19 protein-coding genes are annotated in these 16,929 nt (G+C 31.1%); 16 read left to right on the top strand and 3 right to left on the bottom strand.

Translation table 11 applies throughout. The features are described from left to right. Nucleotides 1-2: 2 nt before the first annotated feature. Nucleotides 3-698, bottom strand: a complete 696-nt coding sequence (locus T410_RS11020; RefSeq protein ID WP_035674413.1) for a LytTR family DNA-binding domain-containing protein — start codon at nucleotides 696-698, stop codon at nucleotides 3-5. Between the two features lie 165 nt (nucleotides 699-863). Between T410_RS11020 and rpsF the strand changes: the two genes are divergently transcribed. From rpsF to T410_RS11050, 6 genes are all read left to right on the top strand, one after another. Then, nucleotides 864-1,205 (top strand): 30S ribosomal protein S6, encoded by a 342-nt coding sequence (gene rpsF, locus T410_RS11025; RefSeq protein ID WP_035671622.1) that lies wholly within the window; start codon nucleotides 864-866, stop codon nucleotides 1,203-1,205. Nucleotides 1,206-1,210: 5 nt separating this feature from the next. Continuing rightward, a complete protein-coding gene (rpsR, locus tag T410_RS11030; RefSeq protein WP_007138295.1) occupies nucleotides 1,211-1,507 on the top strand; it encodes a 30S ribosomal protein S18 in 297 nt (98 codons plus the stop codon). Nucleotides 1,508-1,573: 66 nt separating this feature from the next. After that, entirely contained in the window at nucleotides 1,574-2,017 is a 444-nt protein-coding gene (gene rplI / locus T410_RS11035; RefSeq protein WP_035671625.1) for a 50S ribosomal protein L9, read from the top strand. Between the two features lie 142 nt (nucleotides 2,018-2,159). After that, a complete protein-coding gene (locus tag T410_RS11040) occupies nucleotides 2,160-2,633 on the top strand; it encodes a DUF6495 family protein (protein ID WP_035671627.1) in 474 nt (157 codons plus the stop codon). 77 nt (nucleotides 2,634-2,710) lie between these two features. Beyond that, nucleotides 2,711-4,714 (top strand): NAD-dependent DNA ligase LigA, encoded by a 2,004-nt coding sequence (ligA, locus tag T410_RS11045; protein WP_035671630.1) that lies wholly within the window; start codon nucleotides 2,711-2,713, stop codon nucleotides 4,712-4,714. A gap of 18 nt (nucleotides 4,715-4,732) precedes the next feature. Further along, nucleotides 4,733-5,434 (top strand): hypothetical protein, encoded by a 702-nt coding sequence (locus tag T410_RS11050; RefSeq protein ID WP_035671632.1) that lies wholly within the window; start codon nucleotides 4,733-4,735, stop codon nucleotides 5,432-5,434. Here the strand turns inward: T410_RS11050 and T410_RS11055 are convergent. Continuing rightward, nucleotides 5,420-6,331 (bottom strand): bifunctional UDP-sugar hydrolase/5'-nucleotidase, encoded by a 912-nt coding sequence (locus tag T410_RS11055; RefSeq protein WP_035674416.1) that lies wholly within the window; start codon nucleotides 6,329-6,331, stop codon nucleotides 5,420-5,422. The genes T410_RS11050 and T410_RS11055 overlap by 15 nt on opposite strands. A gap of 146 nt (nucleotides 6,332-6,477) precedes the next feature. Beyond that, nucleotides 6,478-7,287 (bottom strand): 5'-nucleotidase C-terminal domain-containing protein, encoded by an 810-nt coding sequence (locus tag T410_RS11060; protein WP_035671634.1) that lies wholly within the window; start codon nucleotides 7,285-7,287, stop codon nucleotides 6,478-6,480. 47 nt (nucleotides 7,288-7,334) lie between these two features. On the opposite strand from T410_RS11060, the gene T410_RS11065 reads away from it, so the two are divergent. The 10 genes from T410_RS11065 (at nucleotide 7,335) to coaE (ending at nucleotide 16,893) form a co-directional block, all read left to right on the top strand. After that, the gene (locus T410_RS11065) at nucleotides 7,335-7,853 is read left to right on the top strand and encodes a hypothetical protein (RefSeq protein ID WP_035671637.1); all 519 of its coding nucleotides are present in this window, start codon (nucleotides 7,335-7,337) and stop codon (nucleotides 7,851-7,853) included. Between the two features lie 6 nt (nucleotides 7,854-7,859). Continuing rightward, entirely contained in the window at nucleotides 7,860-8,747 is an 888-nt protein-coding gene (gene dapA, locus T410_RS11070) for a 4-hydroxy-tetrahydrodipicolinate synthase (RefSeq protein WP_035671639.1), read from the top strand. Between the two features lie 131 nt (nucleotides 8,748-8,878). Continuing rightward, nucleotides 8,879-9,673: an outer membrane protein assembly factor BamD gene (locus tag T410_RS11075; RefSeq protein WP_035671640.1), complete on the top strand. Its 795-nt coding sequence runs from the start codon at nucleotides 8,879-8,881 to the stop codon at nucleotides 9,671-9,673. Nucleotides 9,674-9,681: 8 nt separating this feature from the next. Beyond that, complete coding sequence (locus T410_RS11080; RefSeq protein ID WP_035671643.1) at nucleotides 9,682-9,999, top strand: DNA-directed RNA polymerase subunit omega; 318 nt, start codon at nucleotides 9,682-9,684, stop codon at nucleotides 9,997-9,999. 8 nt (nucleotides 10,000-10,007) lie between these two features. Continuing rightward, nucleotides 10,008-11,225: a bifunctional phosphopantothenoylcysteine decarboxylase/phosphopantothenate--cysteine ligase CoaBC gene (gene coaBC, locus T410_RS11085; RefSeq protein ID WP_035671645.1), complete on the top strand. Its 1,218-nt coding sequence runs from the start codon at nucleotides 10,008-10,010 to the stop codon at nucleotides 11,223-11,225. Between the two features lie 72 nt (nucleotides 11,226-11,297). Then, a complete protein-coding gene (locus T410_RS11090; protein WP_035671647.1) occupies nucleotides 11,298-12,182 on the top strand; it encodes a DUF4835 family protein in 885 nt (294 codons plus the stop codon). A gap of 53 nt (nucleotides 12,183-12,235) precedes the next feature. Continuing rightward, the gene (recN, locus tag T410_RS11095) at nucleotides 12,236-13,888 is read left to right on the top strand and encodes a DNA repair protein RecN (RefSeq protein ID WP_035671651.1); all 1,653 of its coding nucleotides are present in this window, start codon (nucleotides 12,236-12,238) and stop codon (nucleotides 13,886-13,888) included. Between the two features lie 89 nt (nucleotides 13,889-13,977). Further along, nucleotides 13,978-15,168, top strand: a complete 1,191-nt coding sequence (gene fabV, locus T410_RS11100; RefSeq protein ID WP_035671654.1) for an enoyl-ACP reductase FabV — start codon at nucleotides 13,978-13,980, stop codon at nucleotides 15,166-15,168. 128 nt (nucleotides 15,169-15,296) lie between these two features. After that, nucleotides 15,297-16,295 (top strand): glycosyltransferase family 2 protein, encoded by a 999-nt coding sequence (locus T410_RS11105; protein WP_035671657.1) that lies wholly within the window; start codon nucleotides 15,297-15,299, stop codon nucleotides 16,293-16,295. Nucleotide 16,296: 1 nt separating this feature from the next. After that, on the top strand, nucleotides 16,297-16,893 hold the full coding sequence (gene coaE / locus T410_RS11110) for a dephospho-CoA kinase (protein WP_035671661.1): 597 nt from the start codon (nucleotides 16,297-16,299) through the stop codon (nucleotides 16,891-16,893). Nucleotides 16,894-16,929 lie beyond the last annotated feature (36 nt).

Here is a 16,929-nt window from a genome sequence, read left to right on the forward strand (position 1 = left end):
TTTTATGCAAATGATAGGGCTTTAACTAAATCTTCTTTTTTGTTTCTGCTCAACGGTATTTTAGTAACTCCAATTTCGGCAAACTTACTGTTGAAACGCTCTACTTTGTCTATGTTTATAATATAGGACTTATGTACTCTGATGAATTTTTCTTTAGACAAATCATTTTCAAAAGATTTCATTGTAGAAAGTACCAGATTGCTGTCTTCCTCGGTCACAACTCTAACATAGTCGCCAAAAGCTTCGATCCATTTAATTTTGGAAGTGAAGATTTTTAATTTTTTAAGATTACTCTTAATAAAAATATGTTCGCCTTCTTCTTCTTTATTTTCTTTTTTAAGAGAATATAAATCGATTGCTCTTCTAACTGATGCATTGAAACGATCTATAGCAATAGGTTTTTGCAGATAGTCGGTAGCATCATAATCAAATGCTTTCATAGCATACTCAGCTTTTGAAGTAATGAATATGATTTGTGGTTTTATTTTTAAACCATCTAAAAAATCAAATCCGCTAATTACAGGCATCTCAATATCAAGAAATATTAAATCCACATTATGCACGGACATACAACTTCTAGCTTCAATTGCATTAGAAAAATCACCAATTAAATGCAGATTTGGGTGATTATTTACTAACTTTGCGATAATCATTCTTTGAATGGAACTATCATCAACTACAACACAATTAAGTTTCATAATTTTGAATTTTAAGATTTGGATGAGTAAATTTAACATAATTTTATTTAAAAAACTAATCTTTGTCGATTTTTTTTACCATACAACGAATAAAGTAAAATTTTGATTGTTTATTTAAAATAATTAATTACTTTTGCACCCAAATTAACAAATAAATACATATTTATGAATCATTATGAAACTGTTTTCATTTTAAATCCCGTTTTATCTGAAGTTCAGGTAAAGGAAACAGTAAGCAAATTTGAAGATTTTCTTACTAGTAGAGGAGCAGAGATGGTATCGAAAGAAGACTGGGGTCTTAAAAAAATGGCTTACGAAATTCAAAACAAAAAAAGTGGTTTTTACCATTTATTCGAATTCAAAGTAGCAGGAGAAGTTCTTATTGCTTTTGAAACTGAATTTAGACGTGACGAAAGAGTAATGCGTTTCTTGACTGTAAGTTTAGATAAACATGCTATATCTTGGGCTGAAAGAAGAAGAACTAAATTAAAATCTACAAAAGCTTAATTATCATGGCAACATTACAACAATCGGCTTCAGGAAAAAAAGACGGAGATATCAGATATCTTACACCTTTAAACATAGAAACTAACAAAACTAAAAAGTATTGTCGTTTCAAAAAATCAGGTATCAAATATATTGATTATAAAGATGCTGATTTCTTATTGAAATTTGTAAACGAACAAGGGAAAATTCTTCCTCGCCGTTTAACAGGGACTTCATTGAAATACCAAAGAAAAGTGTCAGTTGCAGTTAAGAGAGCACGTCACTTAGCTTTGATGCCATATGTGGCGGATTTATTAAAATAATTAAAAATTAACAGTTGTTGGTTTTCTGAAATATGAAACCTAACTTCTCAAATAAAGGACAACAACATGGAACTTATTTTAAGAAAAGATGTTCAAAATTTAGGATTTAAAGATGACGTAGTAAATGTGAAAAACGGATACGGTCGTAACTTTTTAATTCCACAAGGTCACGCACATTTAGCTACTTCTTCTGCAAAGAAAGTATTAGCTGAAAATCTAAAACAAAGAGCTCACAAAGAAGAAAAAGTAGTAAATGATGCAAAAGCATTGGCTGAAACTTTGAAAGCTATTGAAATTAAAATTTTCGCAAAAGCTGGTGGTGAAAAATTATTCGGTTCAATCACGAATATTGATATCGCTGAAGCGTTAGCAAAAGGTGGTCAAGTAATTGATAGAAAATTTATTACTAGTGGAATCGTTAAACGTACAGGAAAATATACTGCTAACGTTAGATTACACAGAGATGTAATTATTGAATTACCTTATGAAATTGCTGCTGAAAAAGCATAATTTTTAAATTTATTTAATTAAATCCCGATGGAAGTCGGGATTTTTTTTTGTTTAATCTGAACTTGTTTCAGATTTTTTAATTTAAATATAATATAAAGAGCATCTTGTTTAAACATGAGATGTTGAACAAAATTTAGCATAAATGAAATACTCAAGATTAACAAAAGAACAGTTTGAAGAATTAATGCCTGAATTCACTAATTTTTTAGCTACTCAAGCAATTGATAAAGCGGAATGGGATAAGATTAAAACGGAAAAACCGGAAGTAGCTGAACAAGAATTGGATGTTTTTTCTGATTTAGTTTGGGAAGGGGTTTTAACTAAAGCGGAATATTTAGAGCATTTTTCTAAAAATCATATTTTTCTTTTTCATTGTTTTGATACCTATGTTCAATCTATTGTTTTGAAATCATTGGTTCCTGAAACTGATTTTCTGACCAAAGAAGGATTGCAATGGCTTAGTGATAATATGTTTACCGATACGATTGAAATGAAAGTGGGAAAAAAAGAGTTTACCGATGAGCGTAACACCTCAGTTTTTGGATTAATACAACAAGGTTCTTTTTTAAGTGATGGACTTTTATACAAGCAAATAAATACAATTATAGAGTCATAATTGTATTGCAGTTTCTTTTAATTTGGTTATTTTAGTACACTTTTTCAAAAAACTAAAATAGCCAATTTTTATTTTCTATGGATATTCAAAATACAATTCAAATTTTAAGAGAGGAATTAAATCAGCACAATTATAATTATTATGTGTTGGATAAACCTATAATTTCCGATTATGAATTTGATTTGAAATTAAAACAACTCCAAGATTTAGAAAATAAATATCCAGAATATTTTGATGAAAATTCTCCTACACAACGAGTTGGGGGGGCAATTACAAAAAATTTTCAAACTGTAGCTCACGAACACAGAATGTATTCTCTTGATAATTCCTATTCTAAAGAAGAATTAGTTGATTGGGAAAAGCGAATCCAAAAAGTTCTCGGAGAAGTTCCATTAGAATATACCTGTGAATTAAAATATGATGGAGCATCAATCAGTATTACTTATGAAAACGGAAAATTAAAACGGGCTGTAACCCGTGGTGATGGTTTTCAAGGGGATGATGTTACTAATAATATTAAAACTATAAAATCCATCCCGTTAAAATTAAAAGGAAATTTTCCTTCTGTATTTGATGTTCGTGGTGAAATCATTTTGCCATTTGCCGGTTTCGAAAAAATGAATCTAGATTTAATAGAAATTGGTGAATTACCGTATTCAAACCCCAGAAATACGGCTTCGGGAAGTTTGAAATTGCAAGACAGTGCCGAAGTTGCTAAAAGACCGTTAGATTGTTTGTTGTATTTTTTAATTGGAAATAATCTGCCTTTTAAATCTCAATATGAAGGATTAGAAACAGCAAGGGAATGGGGGTTTAAAGTACCTAAAGAAGCAAAACTAGCTCATAATCTAGCAGAAGTTTTCGAATTTATAGATTATTGGGACACACATAGACATGATTTACCTTATGAAACGGATGGCGTTGTTATAAAAGTAAATTCTTTTCATTACCAAGATGAGTTGGGTTTTACAGCTAAGTCACCGCGTTGGGCAATTGCTTATAAGTTCAAATCAGAACAAGTTTCAACAAAATTAAACTCGATTTCGTATCAGGTGGGAAGAACTGGTGCAATAACGCCCGTGGCTAATTTAGAACCGGTACAATTAGCAGGTACTATTGTAAAACGTGCGTCTTTACATAACGCTGATCAAATTGAAAAATTAGATATTCGTGTTGGAGATACTGTTTTTGTAGAAAAAGGAGGGGAGATTATACCTAAAATTATAGCTGTTGATTTTAGTAAACGTCCAGAAAACACTGAGCCAACAAGCTATATCACTCATTGTCCGGAATGCAATACTGAGTTGGTACGAAGTGAGGGAGAAGCCAATCATTATTGCCCAAATTTTTACGGTTGTCCTCCGCAGATTATAGGAAGGATTCAGCATTATATTTCGCGAAAAGCTATGGATATTGAAGGCCTTGGAGGAGAAACTGTAGCGTTACTTTTTAATAATGGATTGGTTCATAATTATGCCGATTTGTATGAATTGACGGTTGATCAAATTCTTCCTTTGGAACGAATGGCTCAAAAATCAGCTGAAAATTTAGTGAAAGGGGTAGAGAATTCAAAAAATATTCCTTTTGAACGTGTTTTGTTTGCTATTGGTATTCGATTCGTGGGTGAAACGGTAGCTAAGAAATTAGCAAAACATTATAAAAACATTGATGCTTTGTGTCATGCCTCTTTGATGGACTTGATTTTAGTTGATGAAATTGGAGAACGAATTGCGCAAAGTGTGATTGACTTTTTCGAAAATCAGCAAAACAGGGTTATAATTGAAAGATTAAAAAAACATGGTGTACAATTTGAAATTGTAGAAAAAATAAACCCCAATGCAACCGATAAACTTTCGGGGAAAACCTTTGTAGTATCGGGTGTTTTTGAGCAATTTTCCAGAGATGATTTAAAAAAAGCAATTGAAGATAACGGTGGGAAAGTAGGAAGTTCTATTTCAGCAAAAACTGATTATGTTGTTGCGGGAGATAATATGGGACCAGCAAAACTGGAAAAAGCTAATAAGCTAAATATCCCTATAATTTCTGAAGATGATTTTATGCAAATGTTAACCAAAAGCTAAAAATTGTAAATACTGATTGTGAAAAATAAAGAAAACGTTAAAAATATAATAACAGGTTTGTATTTTGCAGTTGCTATGGCAGAAGTTACTACCGAAGCATTTGCATATAAACCTTTGCTTTTTGTATTAAAACCATTAATTTCAGTGCTGTTGATGGCTTTATATTGGAGTACTTCTGAACAAAGAAATAAGCTATTTTTTGCAACCATATTCTTTTCCTTGATTACAAATGTTTTTTTTATTCCAAATACAGAAACAATGTTGTTTTTAGGACTTATTGCTTTCTTGATACATCGAATACTGATGATTTTTTATATAAATAAATTGACAAAAGTGAAGGATTACATTCCGTTATTGATAGCGACAGTTCCTTTTTTGTTTATTTTCTTTTATTTATTATCTATTTCAGAGGGATTAACATCTAAAAGTTATAATATTTTAATCCTACAAAATATATTAATTTCGATTCTTGGAGGTATTTCATTATCTCATTATGTTATGAATGATGTCAAGAAAAATACTTGGTTGTTGATTTTCGGGTTGTTATCTGTCACACAATATTTTATAGTTTTTATTGAGAAATACTATCTTTCTAATCTAGCTCCAGCTATTTTTAGACCATTGGCAATGCTATTAAATATAACATTGTATTATGCTTTTTATAGATTTTTTATGGATGTAGAGAATTCAAATTCTGGTGTCGTATTAAACAACAATTGATCTTCCTATGGATGTATTTTCTTTACTATTGTCTAAATAAAAATCAATTCGACCTAAATTAATTCCATAACAACCCACTTGATTCACTAAAACGTCATTGCCTGCAAGGTTTTTTACAACAGTTGGCTTGTCAAGAAAAGTGTGGGTGTGACCACCTATTATTAAGTCAATATCTTGGGTTAGTTCTGCTAGTTTTAAATCGCAAATTTTATTAGGCTCTTCCTTGTATTTATACCCTAAATGTGACAAACAAATAACTAAATCACATTGTTGCTCTTTTTTTAAATTCCGAACCATATCTTGCGCTGCCTCAACAGGGTTGTTGTAAATAGTCTCCTTGTACATTGCTTTGTCAACCAATCCATCAAGTTCTACTCCAAGACCAAAAACACCAACTTTAATTCCATTTTTATTAAATATTTTATATGGTTTTACAAAGCCATCCATTACTGTATTTTTAAAATCATAGTTTGCTGATAAGAATTCAAACTTCGCATGCGGCATTTGTGCGTGCAAACCTTCTACACCATTGTCAAAATCATGATTTCCTATTGTTGAGGCATCATATTGCATCATACTCATCAATTTGAATTCTAATTCTCCACCATAATAATTAAAATAAGGAGTTCCCTGAAAAATATCCCCGGCATCAAGCAATAATACATTTGGATTTTCTTTTCTGATTGTTTCTATAAGAGCCGCTCTTCTTGCAACACCACCCATATTAGGGTTTCTGGGATGATCCGCCGGAAAAGGATCAATATAACTATGAACATCATTCGTATGTAGAATCGTCAAGTGTTTTGTATCTAAAGTTGTAAAGCTGACTAAAGGCAATCCTAAAGTTAATAATGCAGTACCAGCAGCAGTTTTTTCGATAAAATCTCTTCTTTTCATTTTCTTGTTTTTGGGAGCCATTTCCTGTCGTCCGCTGTATCTTCTGTTTTTAAAGAAAAAATATAAAGGTAATTGCAAGAGCAATTCGACCATCAGGGCTAGGCTATGTATTTGTAAAATTATTTCTTTTTGAATTAAATCTTTCTTTATTCAACACTAATTCTAATATCGTTTACAACAGGAATGGTATCTACTTCCTTGAAATAATCAATTAAAATATTTCGTAACTTATAATCCAAAACATATTTTGCAATGCCTTTTTTAAAGAAATCCATATTATCGCCACCATTAGATAAATAATCATTGGTACCCACATAATAAATTTTGTTTTTATCAATTGGTTTCCCTTGAACTAAGATATTTTTGGCTGCAGTATTTTTATCAATTGTAAATGTAATTCCAGATAATGGATGTGGTTTTTTTTCAGCAATAAAATAATCTACTAATTCAAATATTTGCTCTCCTTTTAGACCAATAACAACCATGCTATTTTCAAAAGGCATAATTTCAAAAGCGGTTCTTGCTGTTACATTTCCTTTTGGTAGAATAGAACGAATACCGCCGTGATTCAGTAAACAAATATCAATATTCTTTTTCTCTCGGGCACTAAAAACTAAATTACCACGCATCAAGGTTACATCAGCCAGTAAATTACCTATTGTAGTTTGCCATTTTCCAGAACTTTTGTCTAATGTTATTGGGCAATATGCCAAAACACTGTCTAAATCCTTATTAATATGTTCGCGGTAAGGTTTAATAAAGTTTTCAATTTGCTGCCCTTGTTCGTTATTTGTGCTTAAATCAGTAACTTGATTTTCTTTTTCACTAATCGGGATTCTTTTGCCTTCTATCTTTGTAACGTAATAATTTTGTTTACTACAGCAAATAATAAAAATAAATGTTAAGGATATAACAAAAAGTTTTAAAACATCGTTATACTTTTTTAGATTTACCATTTCAAATGCAACTTAATTAATTAATTTTGTAAATAAGTAAAAGTAATATGTTTTTAAATTACATAAAGGATTTTTCTGTAAAAAAAATATTAAAAAACAGCTTGCATAATGTTAAAAGCAGTTCGCTTTCAACGTCGATACAAACCGTTGGTTTACTTATAGATTCTAGTTATTTTACTGAAAAAGAGGCCTTGATTAACGATTTAATTGCAAACGGAATTTCACAAGATAATATTAAAGTTCTTGTTTACAAAGACAAATTTAAAAAAAGTGATGCGTATACTCATCCAACTTTTGGAGCAAAATATCTCAATTGGAAAGGGGAGATTGCTGATTCACAGGTAAATGATTTTGTAAAAGAAAAATTTGATTTGCTTATCAATTATTATGATGTTGAAAAAGCAATTTTAATGGTTGTTACGCACAATTCAAAAGCACAATTTAAAGTTGGGTTTTCATCAATAGACAAAAGGCTAAATCACTTGTTGATTAACACGAATGCCGAAAATTATAAAGTTTTCATTCACGAATTATTTAGATATTTAAAAATATTAAACAAATTATAATACTATATGCAATCATTAATAGGAACCGGTGTTGCCCTTATAACGCCATTTAACGAAGATTTTTCAATTGATACCGAAGCATTAAAAAGAATTGTAAATTTCTCCATCGATAATGGAATTGAATATCTAGTCGTACTTGGTACAACAGCTGAGAATGCAACTTTGTCTCAGGACGAAAAAGAATTAGTTATCAAGACGGTAATAGAAACTAATAATGGAAGATTGCCATTGGTATTGGGTGTTGGCGGTAATAATACAATGAAAGTAGTTGAAGAGCTTAAAACTAGAGATTTGTCTGCATTTGTTGCAATTCTTTCGGTTTCTCCATATTATAATAAACCAACTCAAGAAGGAATTTACCAACACTTTAAAGCTGTTGCAGATGCTTCTCCGATTCCAGTAATCTTGTATAATGTACCAGGAAGAACAGGAAGTAATATGTTACCATCAACTGTTTTGCGTTTAGCAAATGATTTTGAAAATGTGGTTGCTATCAAAGAAGCTGCCGGAGATATTGTGCAAGCAATGCAAATATTGAAAAACAAACCAAAAGATTTTCTTGTGATTTCTGGCGATGATATGATTGCTTTGCCAATGATTTTAGCAGGTGGATCAGGTGTTATATCCGTAATTGGACAGGGGTTTCCAAAAGAATTTTCTGAAATGATTCGATTGGGTTTGAATAGAAAAGTAGAGGAAGCATTTAAAACGCAATACCTTTTGTCGGACTGTATCGATATGATTTTTGAGCAAGGAAATCCTGCAGGAATTAAACAAGTGTTTCTGTCACTGGGAATCGCTGAAAATACAGTGCGTTTACCATTAGTAAAAGTTGATGAATCATTGGCAAACAGAATTGGTCAATTTGTTGAAAAAATGAATAAACAAGCATAAAAAATAGTGTCTTTTTTTATGCAAAAATATATTTTGTAGTAGCTAAATTAATAACTAAATTTGCCACCGAAACTTCGGTATGATTTTTTGTACGTTGAACACAACAAAGAAATCGTGAAAAAAGTAAAAAAATGAAAAAAATAATATCTCTATTGCTTCTCGTTACTCTTTTTTGTTCTTGTAATGAATATCAAAAAGCACTAAAAACCGAAGATGTTGCTGTAAAATTTGATATAGCTACTAAATTGTACGATGCTGGTAAATATTCAAAAGCGATTCGTCTTTTTGAACAAATTGCTCCAGCTTATAGAGGGAAACCTCAGGCAGAAAAATTGTTTTATATGTTTTCACAATCATATTATAAAACCAAACAATATTATTTAGCGGGATATCAATTTGAAAGTTTTGTTTCCGGTTATCCAAAAAGTGAAAAGATACAAGAAGCTGCCTTTTTAGGTGCGAAAAGTTATTCAATGCTATCTCCTGTTTATAGCTTAGATCAAGCAGATACAGTAAAAGCAATTGATAAATTACAAGCATTTATAGATAATTATCCAAACTCAGAATATATAGCTGAAGCAAATGCAACTCTAAAAGTTCTAAGTGATAAAATCGAGAAAAAAGTATATGAAAATGCTAAAGGTTATAACACTATTTCTGATTTTAAATCAGCAATAATTGCTTTTGATAATTTTATAGGCGATTATCCCGGAACAAAATTTAAAGAAGATGCTTTGTTTTATAAATACGACTCAGCCTATCAGCTCGCAATTAATAGTGTTCCTGCAAAAATGGAAGAAAGATTAAATGTTGCAAAAGTAGCGCATTCAAATTTGGTTAAATTTGATGCTAATACCAAATACAAAAAGAAAGCTGACGAAATGTTAGCTAGGATTGATAAAGATTTACAAAAATTTACTAAATAAATAAAGTCATGGATTTAAAAAAGACGAATGCTCCAGTAAATACAATAACATACAACAAGAATGTTATTGAAGAACCTACTGGTAACGTGTATGAAGCGATAACCATTATGGCTAAAAGAGCAAACCAAATCAATTCTGAAATTAAAAAAGAATTGACTGAGAAATTGGAAGAATTTGCTACATATAATGACAGTCTTGAAGAAGTTTTTGAAAATAAAGAACAAATTGAGGTTTCAAAATTTTATGAAAAATTGCCTAAGCCTCATGCTTTAGCGGTTCAAGAATGGTTAGATGGTAAAATTTACCACAGAGATTCAAATAAGTAATAGTAGTAATGTCAGTTTTAAACGGTAAGAAAATTTTGCTAGGTATTTCTGGTGGAATTGCAGCGTATAAAACAGCTTCATTAGTACGACTTTTTATAAAAGCAGGTGCACATGTCCAAGTGATAATGACACCTGCTTCTAAGGATTTTATAACTCCATTAACGTTATCTACGTTATCTAAAAATCCTGTATTTTCTAGCTTTTATAATCAAGACGACGAGAATGAAAAATGGAATAATCATGTTGAATTAGCACTTTGGGCTGATTTGATGGTTATTGCTCCTGCTACTGCAAATACCTTGTCAAAGATGGCAAATGGTACTTGTGATAATCTTTTGATTGCAGCTTATTTATCAGCAAAATGTCCTGTTTATTATGCCCCCGCAATGGATTTGGATATGTACAAGCATCCATCTACCGTTGCTAATTTTTTCTCGCTGACTGAGTTTGGAGATACAATAATTCCAGCTGAAAGTGGAGAATTAGCAAGTGGACTTTCAGGAGAAGGCAGGATGGCTGAGCCTGAACATATTGTTGCATTTATAGAAGCCGATTTAGAAAGCAGATTGCCTTTAAAAGGAAAAAAAATATTAATAACTGCCGGTCCCACATACGAAGCAATAGATCCTGTACGTTTTATAGGAAATCATTCTTCGGGGAAAATGGGTTTTGATATAGCTGCTAGTGCTGCAAATCTGGGTGCTTCCGTATTATTAGTTACAGGGCCTACACATTGTAAAGCAACCAGTCGATTAATAAAAGTGATTCCTGTAGTTTCTGCTCAGGAAATGTATGACGCATGCCATCTTTATTATGCTGATGTAGATGTTGCAATTGCTGCTGCAGCTGTAGCTGATTACAAACCTAAAAATGTAGCTTCCCAGAAAATAAAAAAGAATGCTGACGAATTTAGTATTGAATTAGAAAAAACAAAGGATATCTTAGCATCTTTAGGTCAATTTAAAAAAAATCAGTTTTTAATTGGTTTTGCTTTGGAAACAGAAAATGAAATTGAAAATGCGAAGTTGAAAATTCAGAAAAAAAACTTAGATTTGATAGTCTTAAATTCATTGCAGGATAAAGGAGCCGGTTTTGGAAAGGCAACAAACAAAATTACCTTTATAGATAAATTTTTTGCTATCGAAGCCATGGAATTGAAATCGAAAGAAGCGGTTGCTGATGATATATTAAATAAAGTAATTTCGCACTTTTATGAAATGAGCTAGTAGATTGCAATGCAAGCGACAATAATGGTTAGTGATTTATAGATGACCTATAAGAAATAATAGAAAGCTACAATGAATAAAATAATTACTTTTTTTTTACTACTGACTTTTGGGCTTTCCCATGCGCAACAGTTGAACTGTACCGTTACAGTAAATGCACAAAAATTAAGTAATGCAAATCAGCAGGTTTTTAAAACCTTGGAAACATCAATAAGTGAATTTGTAAATAAAACCGATTGGACGGGACAGACTTTCAAGCAAAACGAAAAGATTAATTGCTCGATGTACATTACTGTTTCATCAAATAGTTCAGATCAATTTACTGCTACTATTCAGGTTCAATCATCGAGACCCATTTTTAATTCTTCCTATGCGTCTCCTGTTTTAAATTTTAATGATAAAGACTTTAGTTTTAGGTATACTGAGTTCGAAAATTTAATTTTTAATCCTACAACTTTCGATTCTAATTTAGTTTCAGTAATTGCTTTTTACAGTTATGTTATTTTAGGAATGGATTCGGATACCTTTGTTTTGGAATCTGGAAATCCAAATTTTGAAATTGCCCAAAATATTTCAAATGTAGCACAACAAGGAGGGTCTAAAGGTTGGGCACAAACGGATGGAAATCAAAATCGATATTTTTTGATTAACGATATTTTATCGCCTCCATTCAAGCAAGTCAGACAAACCATGTATGATTATCATTCTGGATTAGATTTGATGACTAAAGATCTTAAAACATCAAAAGAAAAGATTAAAATAGCGCTAATTAATTTATCAAAATTAAATGCATCAAGACCTAATGCTTTTTTAACGCGCGTTTTTTTTGATGCTAAATCAGATGAAATAGTTTCTATATTTTCTGGTGGTCCAACTATTACTATTTCAGATTTAGTCGATAAGCTGAATGTAATTTCTCCTCTAAATTCGAGTAAATGGGGACTAATAAAGTATTAATTGTTTTTCAATTTATAGTTTAATTCCAACTCCTCATAACAAATAATATATAAATGATAACGTCACTTTCGATAAAAAACTATGCTTTAATAGAAAAATTAACTATCGATTTTTCAAAAGGTTTTTCAACTATTACAGGAGAAACTGGTGCTGGTAAATCAATAATTTTAGGAGCATTAGGGCTAGTTTTGGGAAAAAGAGCCGACTTGACTTCTTTAAAAAATAAAGAAGAGAAGTGTATTATTGAAGCTCATTTTGAAATTTCAAAGTATAATTTGTCGCCGTTTTTCGATGCCAATGATTTGGACTATGAAAATGAAACGATAATTAGACGAGAAATCTTGCCTTCAGGTAAATCCAGAGCTTTTATAAACGATAGTCCGGTAAATCTTCAGGAACTTCAGGACTTAGGTTTGTTCTTAATCGATATTCATTCGCAACAGCAAACTCAAGAGCTTTCAGATGAAAATGTTCAGTTTGATATTATAGATGCTATTGCTAATAATAAAGAGACGATTCTGGATTATCAATTACTTTTGAAAAGTTATAAATCGGATAAATCCAAATTGAATTCGCTGTTAAAAAAACAAAGTGAATCTAAGAAGGAACAAGAATACAATACTTTTTTATTGGATGAATTGGTTGCGGCTCAATTAAAATCAGGCGAACAAGAAACTCTTGAAGCTGATTTTGAAAAATTGAATAATGTTGAGATTATTAAAGAATCTATTGATAAAGCTTTGGCTATTGCCAATGAAGAACAAATAGGAGTCTTGAATAATTTGAAAGAAATTAAAATTGCATTACAAAAAATCGCTCCTTTTTCTGCCGATTATCATTCTTTGTTGGAAAGAATTACAAGCGTAACGATTGAGTTTGATGATATTTCGGACGAGATGATTCGCTGTTCAGAGAAATTAATTAATGATCCAGAGCAATTAGATTTAATTAGTCAAAAACTGCAGGTTATTTTTAATTTGCAAAAGAAGCATCAGGTTTCTACAGTTGAAGAATTACTTGAAATCCAAGCTAACTTGGAAAATTCAGTTCTTGAATTAGGAAATATCGAAGAAGAAATTATAGCATTAACTCATTCTATTGAACAAAAAACAACGACATTAGATACAATGTCAATTATAATTCATGATAATAGATTAGGATCTATTCCTGTTTTATCTCAAAAGTTAATTTCCATTTTAGCTACGTTAGGAATGCCTAATGTCCGTTTTAAAATTGATATTAACGCAGGTGAAACGTATTTTCAAAATGGAAAAGATGAACTTCAGTTTTTGTTTTCAGCCAATAAAGGAACTGATTTTGGTTTATTGAAAAAAGTGGCCTCAGGTGGTGAAATGTCAAGAATTATGCTCGCTGTTAAGGCGATATTAGCACAATATTCAAAATTACCAACACTAATATTTGATGAAATTGACACTGGTGTTTCTGGAGAAATAGCCATCAGAATGGGAGAAATTATGAAAGAAATGAGTCAGGAGATGCAAATTTTTGCAATCACGCATTTGCCTCAAATCGCTGCAAAAGGAAATGCACATTTCAAAGTATTCAAATCGACTGTTGGTGACGATACCCAATCAGAACTAAAGCTGTTAAATGATGAAGATAGAGTAGTGGAAATTGCACAAATGTTATCAGGAACAATCGTTTCTGAATCAGCCTTAAATCATGCAAAAGCCTTGTTGAACTAATATTTTGCTTTATATTTGTTCCCTTTTAGTAAGCATTTTGTGAACGCTTAAAAACAATTATACGAAAATTAAATAAAGAATAACCAAATATGATTATAGAACCTAGAATGAGAGGATTTATTTGTACGACATCTCACCCAAAAGGATGCGAACAAAATGTTAAAAATCAGATAGAATATATAAAATCAAAAGGGAATATTGACGGGGCTAAAAAAGTCTTAGTAATTGGAGCTTCAACAGGTTTCGGGTTGGCTTCAAGAATTACAAGTGCTTTTGGTTCTGATGCTGCAACGATTGGTGTGTTTTTTGAAAAAGCACCTTCTGAAGGGAAAACGGCTTCACCAGGTTGGTATAATTCTGCAGCTTTCGAAAATGAAGCGCATCAAGCAGGTTTATATGCAAAAAGTATCAATGGAGATGCCTTTTCTAATGAAATAAAAAAACAGACATTGGATCTTATCAAAGCTGATCTAGGTCAAATAGATTTAATTATCTATAGTTTAGCTTCTCCTGTTCGTGTTCATCCGGTTACAGGTGTTATGCATCGTTCTGTATTGAAACCTATAGGAAGTACTTTTACGAATAAAACTGTTGATTTCCATTCTGGTAAAGTTTCTGAAATTTCTATTGAGCCTTGTAGTGGTGATGATATTGAAAATACAATTGCTGTAATGGGTGGAGAAGATTGGGCTATGTGGATTGATGCTTTAAAAGCGGAGAATTTATTGGCGCCAGGTGCTACAACTGTTGCTTATTCTTATATTGGGCCATCATTGACTGAAGCTGTTTATAGAAAAGGAACTATAGGTCGTGCTAAAGATCATCTTGAAGCGACAGCATTTGCTATCACAGACAGTTTAGTTGATATTAACGGAAAAGCATTTGTTTCGGTAAATAAAGCACTAGTAACTCAAGCAAGTTCGGCAATTCCTGTTATACCATTGTATATTTCTTTATTGTACAAAATAATGAAAGAAGAAGGGATTCATGAAGGTTGTATTGAGCAAATTCAACGTTTGTACCAAGAAAGATTATATACTGGAAATGAAGTTCCTGTAGATGAGAAAGGAAGAATTCGTATTGACGATTTAGAAATGCGTGCTGATGTTCAGGAAAAAGTAGCTAAATTATGGATTGAGGCTGTTACTGAAAACTTATCTGAAATAGGTGATTTAGAAGGATACAGAAAAGATTTTTACAATCTGTTTGGTTTTGACGTTCAAGGAATAGATTATAAAGCAGAAGCAAACGAGGTGGTAAACATAGAAAGTATTGCATAATCCCATTACTACATTAAATATTTATAAAACCATCAATTAATAGTTGATGGTTTTTTTATGGATAAAGATTATATTTGTTAAAAATTTTTTGAGTCTAAAAAGCATCTCTAATACCACAGTCTTACTTTATGTTATTTTCCCTAATTATACCAGTTTACAATCGCCCGGATGAAGTTGATGAACTTTTAGAAAGTTTGTCGCATTCAACTTATAACGAAATTTTTGAAATTGTTTTAATTGAAGATGGCTCTACTTTACCTTGTAAAGATGTTGCTAAAAAATATGGAGACAGACTCGATATATCCTATTATTTTAAAGAAAATTCAGGTCCAGGGGATTCTAGAAATTATGGAATGAAAAAGGCTAGGGGTGATTACTTTATCATTTTTGATTCGGATTGTATTATTCCTCCAACTTATTTAAGTGAAGTTGAAAATGAACTACAGCAGAATTATGTTGATTGTTTTGGAGGTCCTGATAAAGCTTTGGATAGTTTTTCAGATATTCAAAAAGCGATTAATTTTGCGATGACTTCATTTCTTACTACAGGTGGAATTAGAGGTGGTTCTGAAAAAATTGATAAGTTTCAGCCTAGAAGTTTTAATATGGGATTGTCACGAAGAGCCTTTGAAGTTTCTAAAGGTTTTGGGAATATTCATCCTGGTGAAGATCCAGATTTATCAATTCGTTTGTGGAATTTAGGTTTTCAAACAAAACTTTTTCCTAAGGCATTTGTATATCATAAGAGAAGAATTGATTGGGATAAGTTCTCTGTTCAGGTAAATAAATTTGGTAAAGCAAGACCCATTCTTAATAGTTGGTATCCAAAATATAATAAACTCACTTTTTTCTTTCCATCGGTTTTTATAATAGGATTCTTTACTTCATTAGTATTATTGGTTTTTAATCTTGATCAGCTACTGCAGTTGTATTTTGTTTATTTTTTAGTGTTGTTTTTGATGTCTTCATATCAAAACAAAAGCTTTAAAATAGGGTATTTATCATTAATAGCTGTTTGGAAACAATTTTATGGTTACGGATTAGGCTTTTTAGAATCGTTTATAAAAATTATCATTCTGAAACAAAAACCTCAAGAAGCTTTTCCAGGATTGTTTTTCAAAAATTAATATGACAAAAATAATTGGTTTAACCGGTGGTATTGGAAGTGGTAAAACTACCATTGCAAAGATTTTTCAATCATTTGGGATTCCAGTTTATATTGCTGATGATGAGGCAAAAAAAATTATGCAGTCATCAGAAATTATTAATGCAATTAAAGAAACTTTTGGTACATCTATTTTTGAAAATGAAATATTGAATAGGCAAAAACTAGCTGAAATTGTATTTGATAATCCTGAAAAACTAGAACAGCTCAATAAAATTGTTCATCCCGCCGTAAAAAAGCATTTTGATGAATGGGTATTGAAGTGTAAAGATAATTCTTATGTTATTTATGAGGCAGCTATTTTATTTGAAAGTGGCCGATATAAGGATTGTGATATAATCATAACCGTCACTGCCCCAGTAGAAACAAGGATTCATAGAGTTATTGAAAGAGATAAAACAACTAGATCACTTGTTTTAAAAAGAATAAAATCTCAATGGACTGATGATGAACGCATTTCGAAAAGTGATTTTGTCATAGAAAATACTTCAATTGAAGAAGCAAAAACAGAAATTCTTAAAATTCTTAAAATTTTAAAGATTAAACAAAATGTGTCTTAGATGTTAATCTTTGGTTAATGTATTATTTAATATATT

The organism is Flavobacterium sp. 83 (genome assembly GCF_000744835.1).
Classification (GTDB): domain Bacteria; phylum Bacteroidota; class Bacteroidia; order Flavobacteriales; family Flavobacteriaceae; genus Flavobacterium.

What these genes read in the sequence shown, in the direction of transcription:
- T410_RS11020 (WP_035674413.1), bottom strand. Translation starts at nt 698, where the DNA reads ATGAAACTTAATTGTGTTGTAGTTGATGATAGTTCCATTCAAAGAATG.
- rpsF (WP_035671622.1), top strand. Translation starts at nt 864, where the DNA reads ATGAATCATTATGAAACTGTTTTCATTTTAAATCCCGTTTTATCTGAA.
- rpsR (WP_007138295.1), top strand. Translation starts at nt 1,211, where the DNA reads ATGGCAACATTACAACAATCGGCTTCAGGAAAAAAAGACGGAGATATC.
- rplI (WP_035671625.1), top strand. Translation starts at nt 1,574, where the DNA reads ATGGAACTTATTTTAAGAAAAGATGTTCAAAATTTAGGATTTAAAGAT.
- T410_RS11040 (WP_035671627.1), top strand. Translation starts at nt 2,160, where the DNA reads ATGAAATACTCAAGATTAACAAAAGAACAGTTTGAAGAATTAATGCCT.
- ligA (WP_035671630.1), top strand. Translation starts at nt 2,711, where the DNA reads ATGGATATTCAAAATACAATTCAAATTTTAAGAGAGGAATTAAATCAG.
- T410_RS11055 (WP_035674416.1), bottom strand. Translation starts at nt 6,331, where the DNA reads ATGAAAAGAAGAGATTTTATCGAAAAAACTGCTGCTGGTACTGCATTA.
- T410_RS11060 (WP_035671634.1), bottom strand. Translation starts at nt 7,287, where the DNA reads ATGGTAAATCTAAAAAAGTATAACGATGTTTTAAAACTTTTTGTTATA.
- T410_RS11065 (WP_035671637.1), top strand. Translation starts at nt 7,335, where the DNA reads ATGTTTTTAAATTACATAAAGGATTTTTCTGTAAAAAAAATATTAAAA.
- dapA (WP_035671639.1), top strand. Translation starts at nt 7,860, where the DNA reads ATGCAATCATTAATAGGAACCGGTGTTGCCCTTATAACGCCATTTAAC.
- T410_RS11075 (WP_035671640.1), top strand. Translation starts at nt 8,879, where the DNA reads ATGAAAAAAATAATATCTCTATTGCTTCTCGTTACTCTTTTTTGTTCT.
- T410_RS11080 (WP_035671643.1), top strand. Translation starts at nt 9,682, where the DNA reads ATGGATTTAAAAAAGACGAATGCTCCAGTAAATACAATAACATACAAC.
- coaBC (WP_035671645.1), top strand. Translation starts at nt 10,008, where the DNA reads ATGTCAGTTTTAAACGGTAAGAAAATTTTGCTAGGTATTTCTGGTGGA.
- T410_RS11090 (WP_035671647.1), top strand. Translation starts at nt 11,298, where the DNA reads ATGAATAAAATAATTACTTTTTTTTTACTACTGACTTTTGGGCTTTCC.
- recN (WP_035671651.1), top strand. Translation starts at nt 12,236, where the DNA reads ATGATAACGTCACTTTCGATAAAAAACTATGCTTTAATAGAAAAATTA.
- fabV (WP_035671654.1), top strand. Translation starts at nt 13,978, where the DNA reads ATGATTATAGAACCTAGAATGAGAGGATTTATTTGTACGACATCTCAC.
- T410_RS11105 (WP_035671657.1), top strand. Translation starts at nt 15,297, where the DNA reads ATGTTATTTTCCCTAATTATACCAGTTTACAATCGCCCGGATGAAGTT.
- coaE (WP_035671661.1), top strand. Translation starts at nt 16,297, where the DNA reads ATGACAAAAATAATTGGTTTAACCGGTGGTATTGGAAGTGGTAAAACT.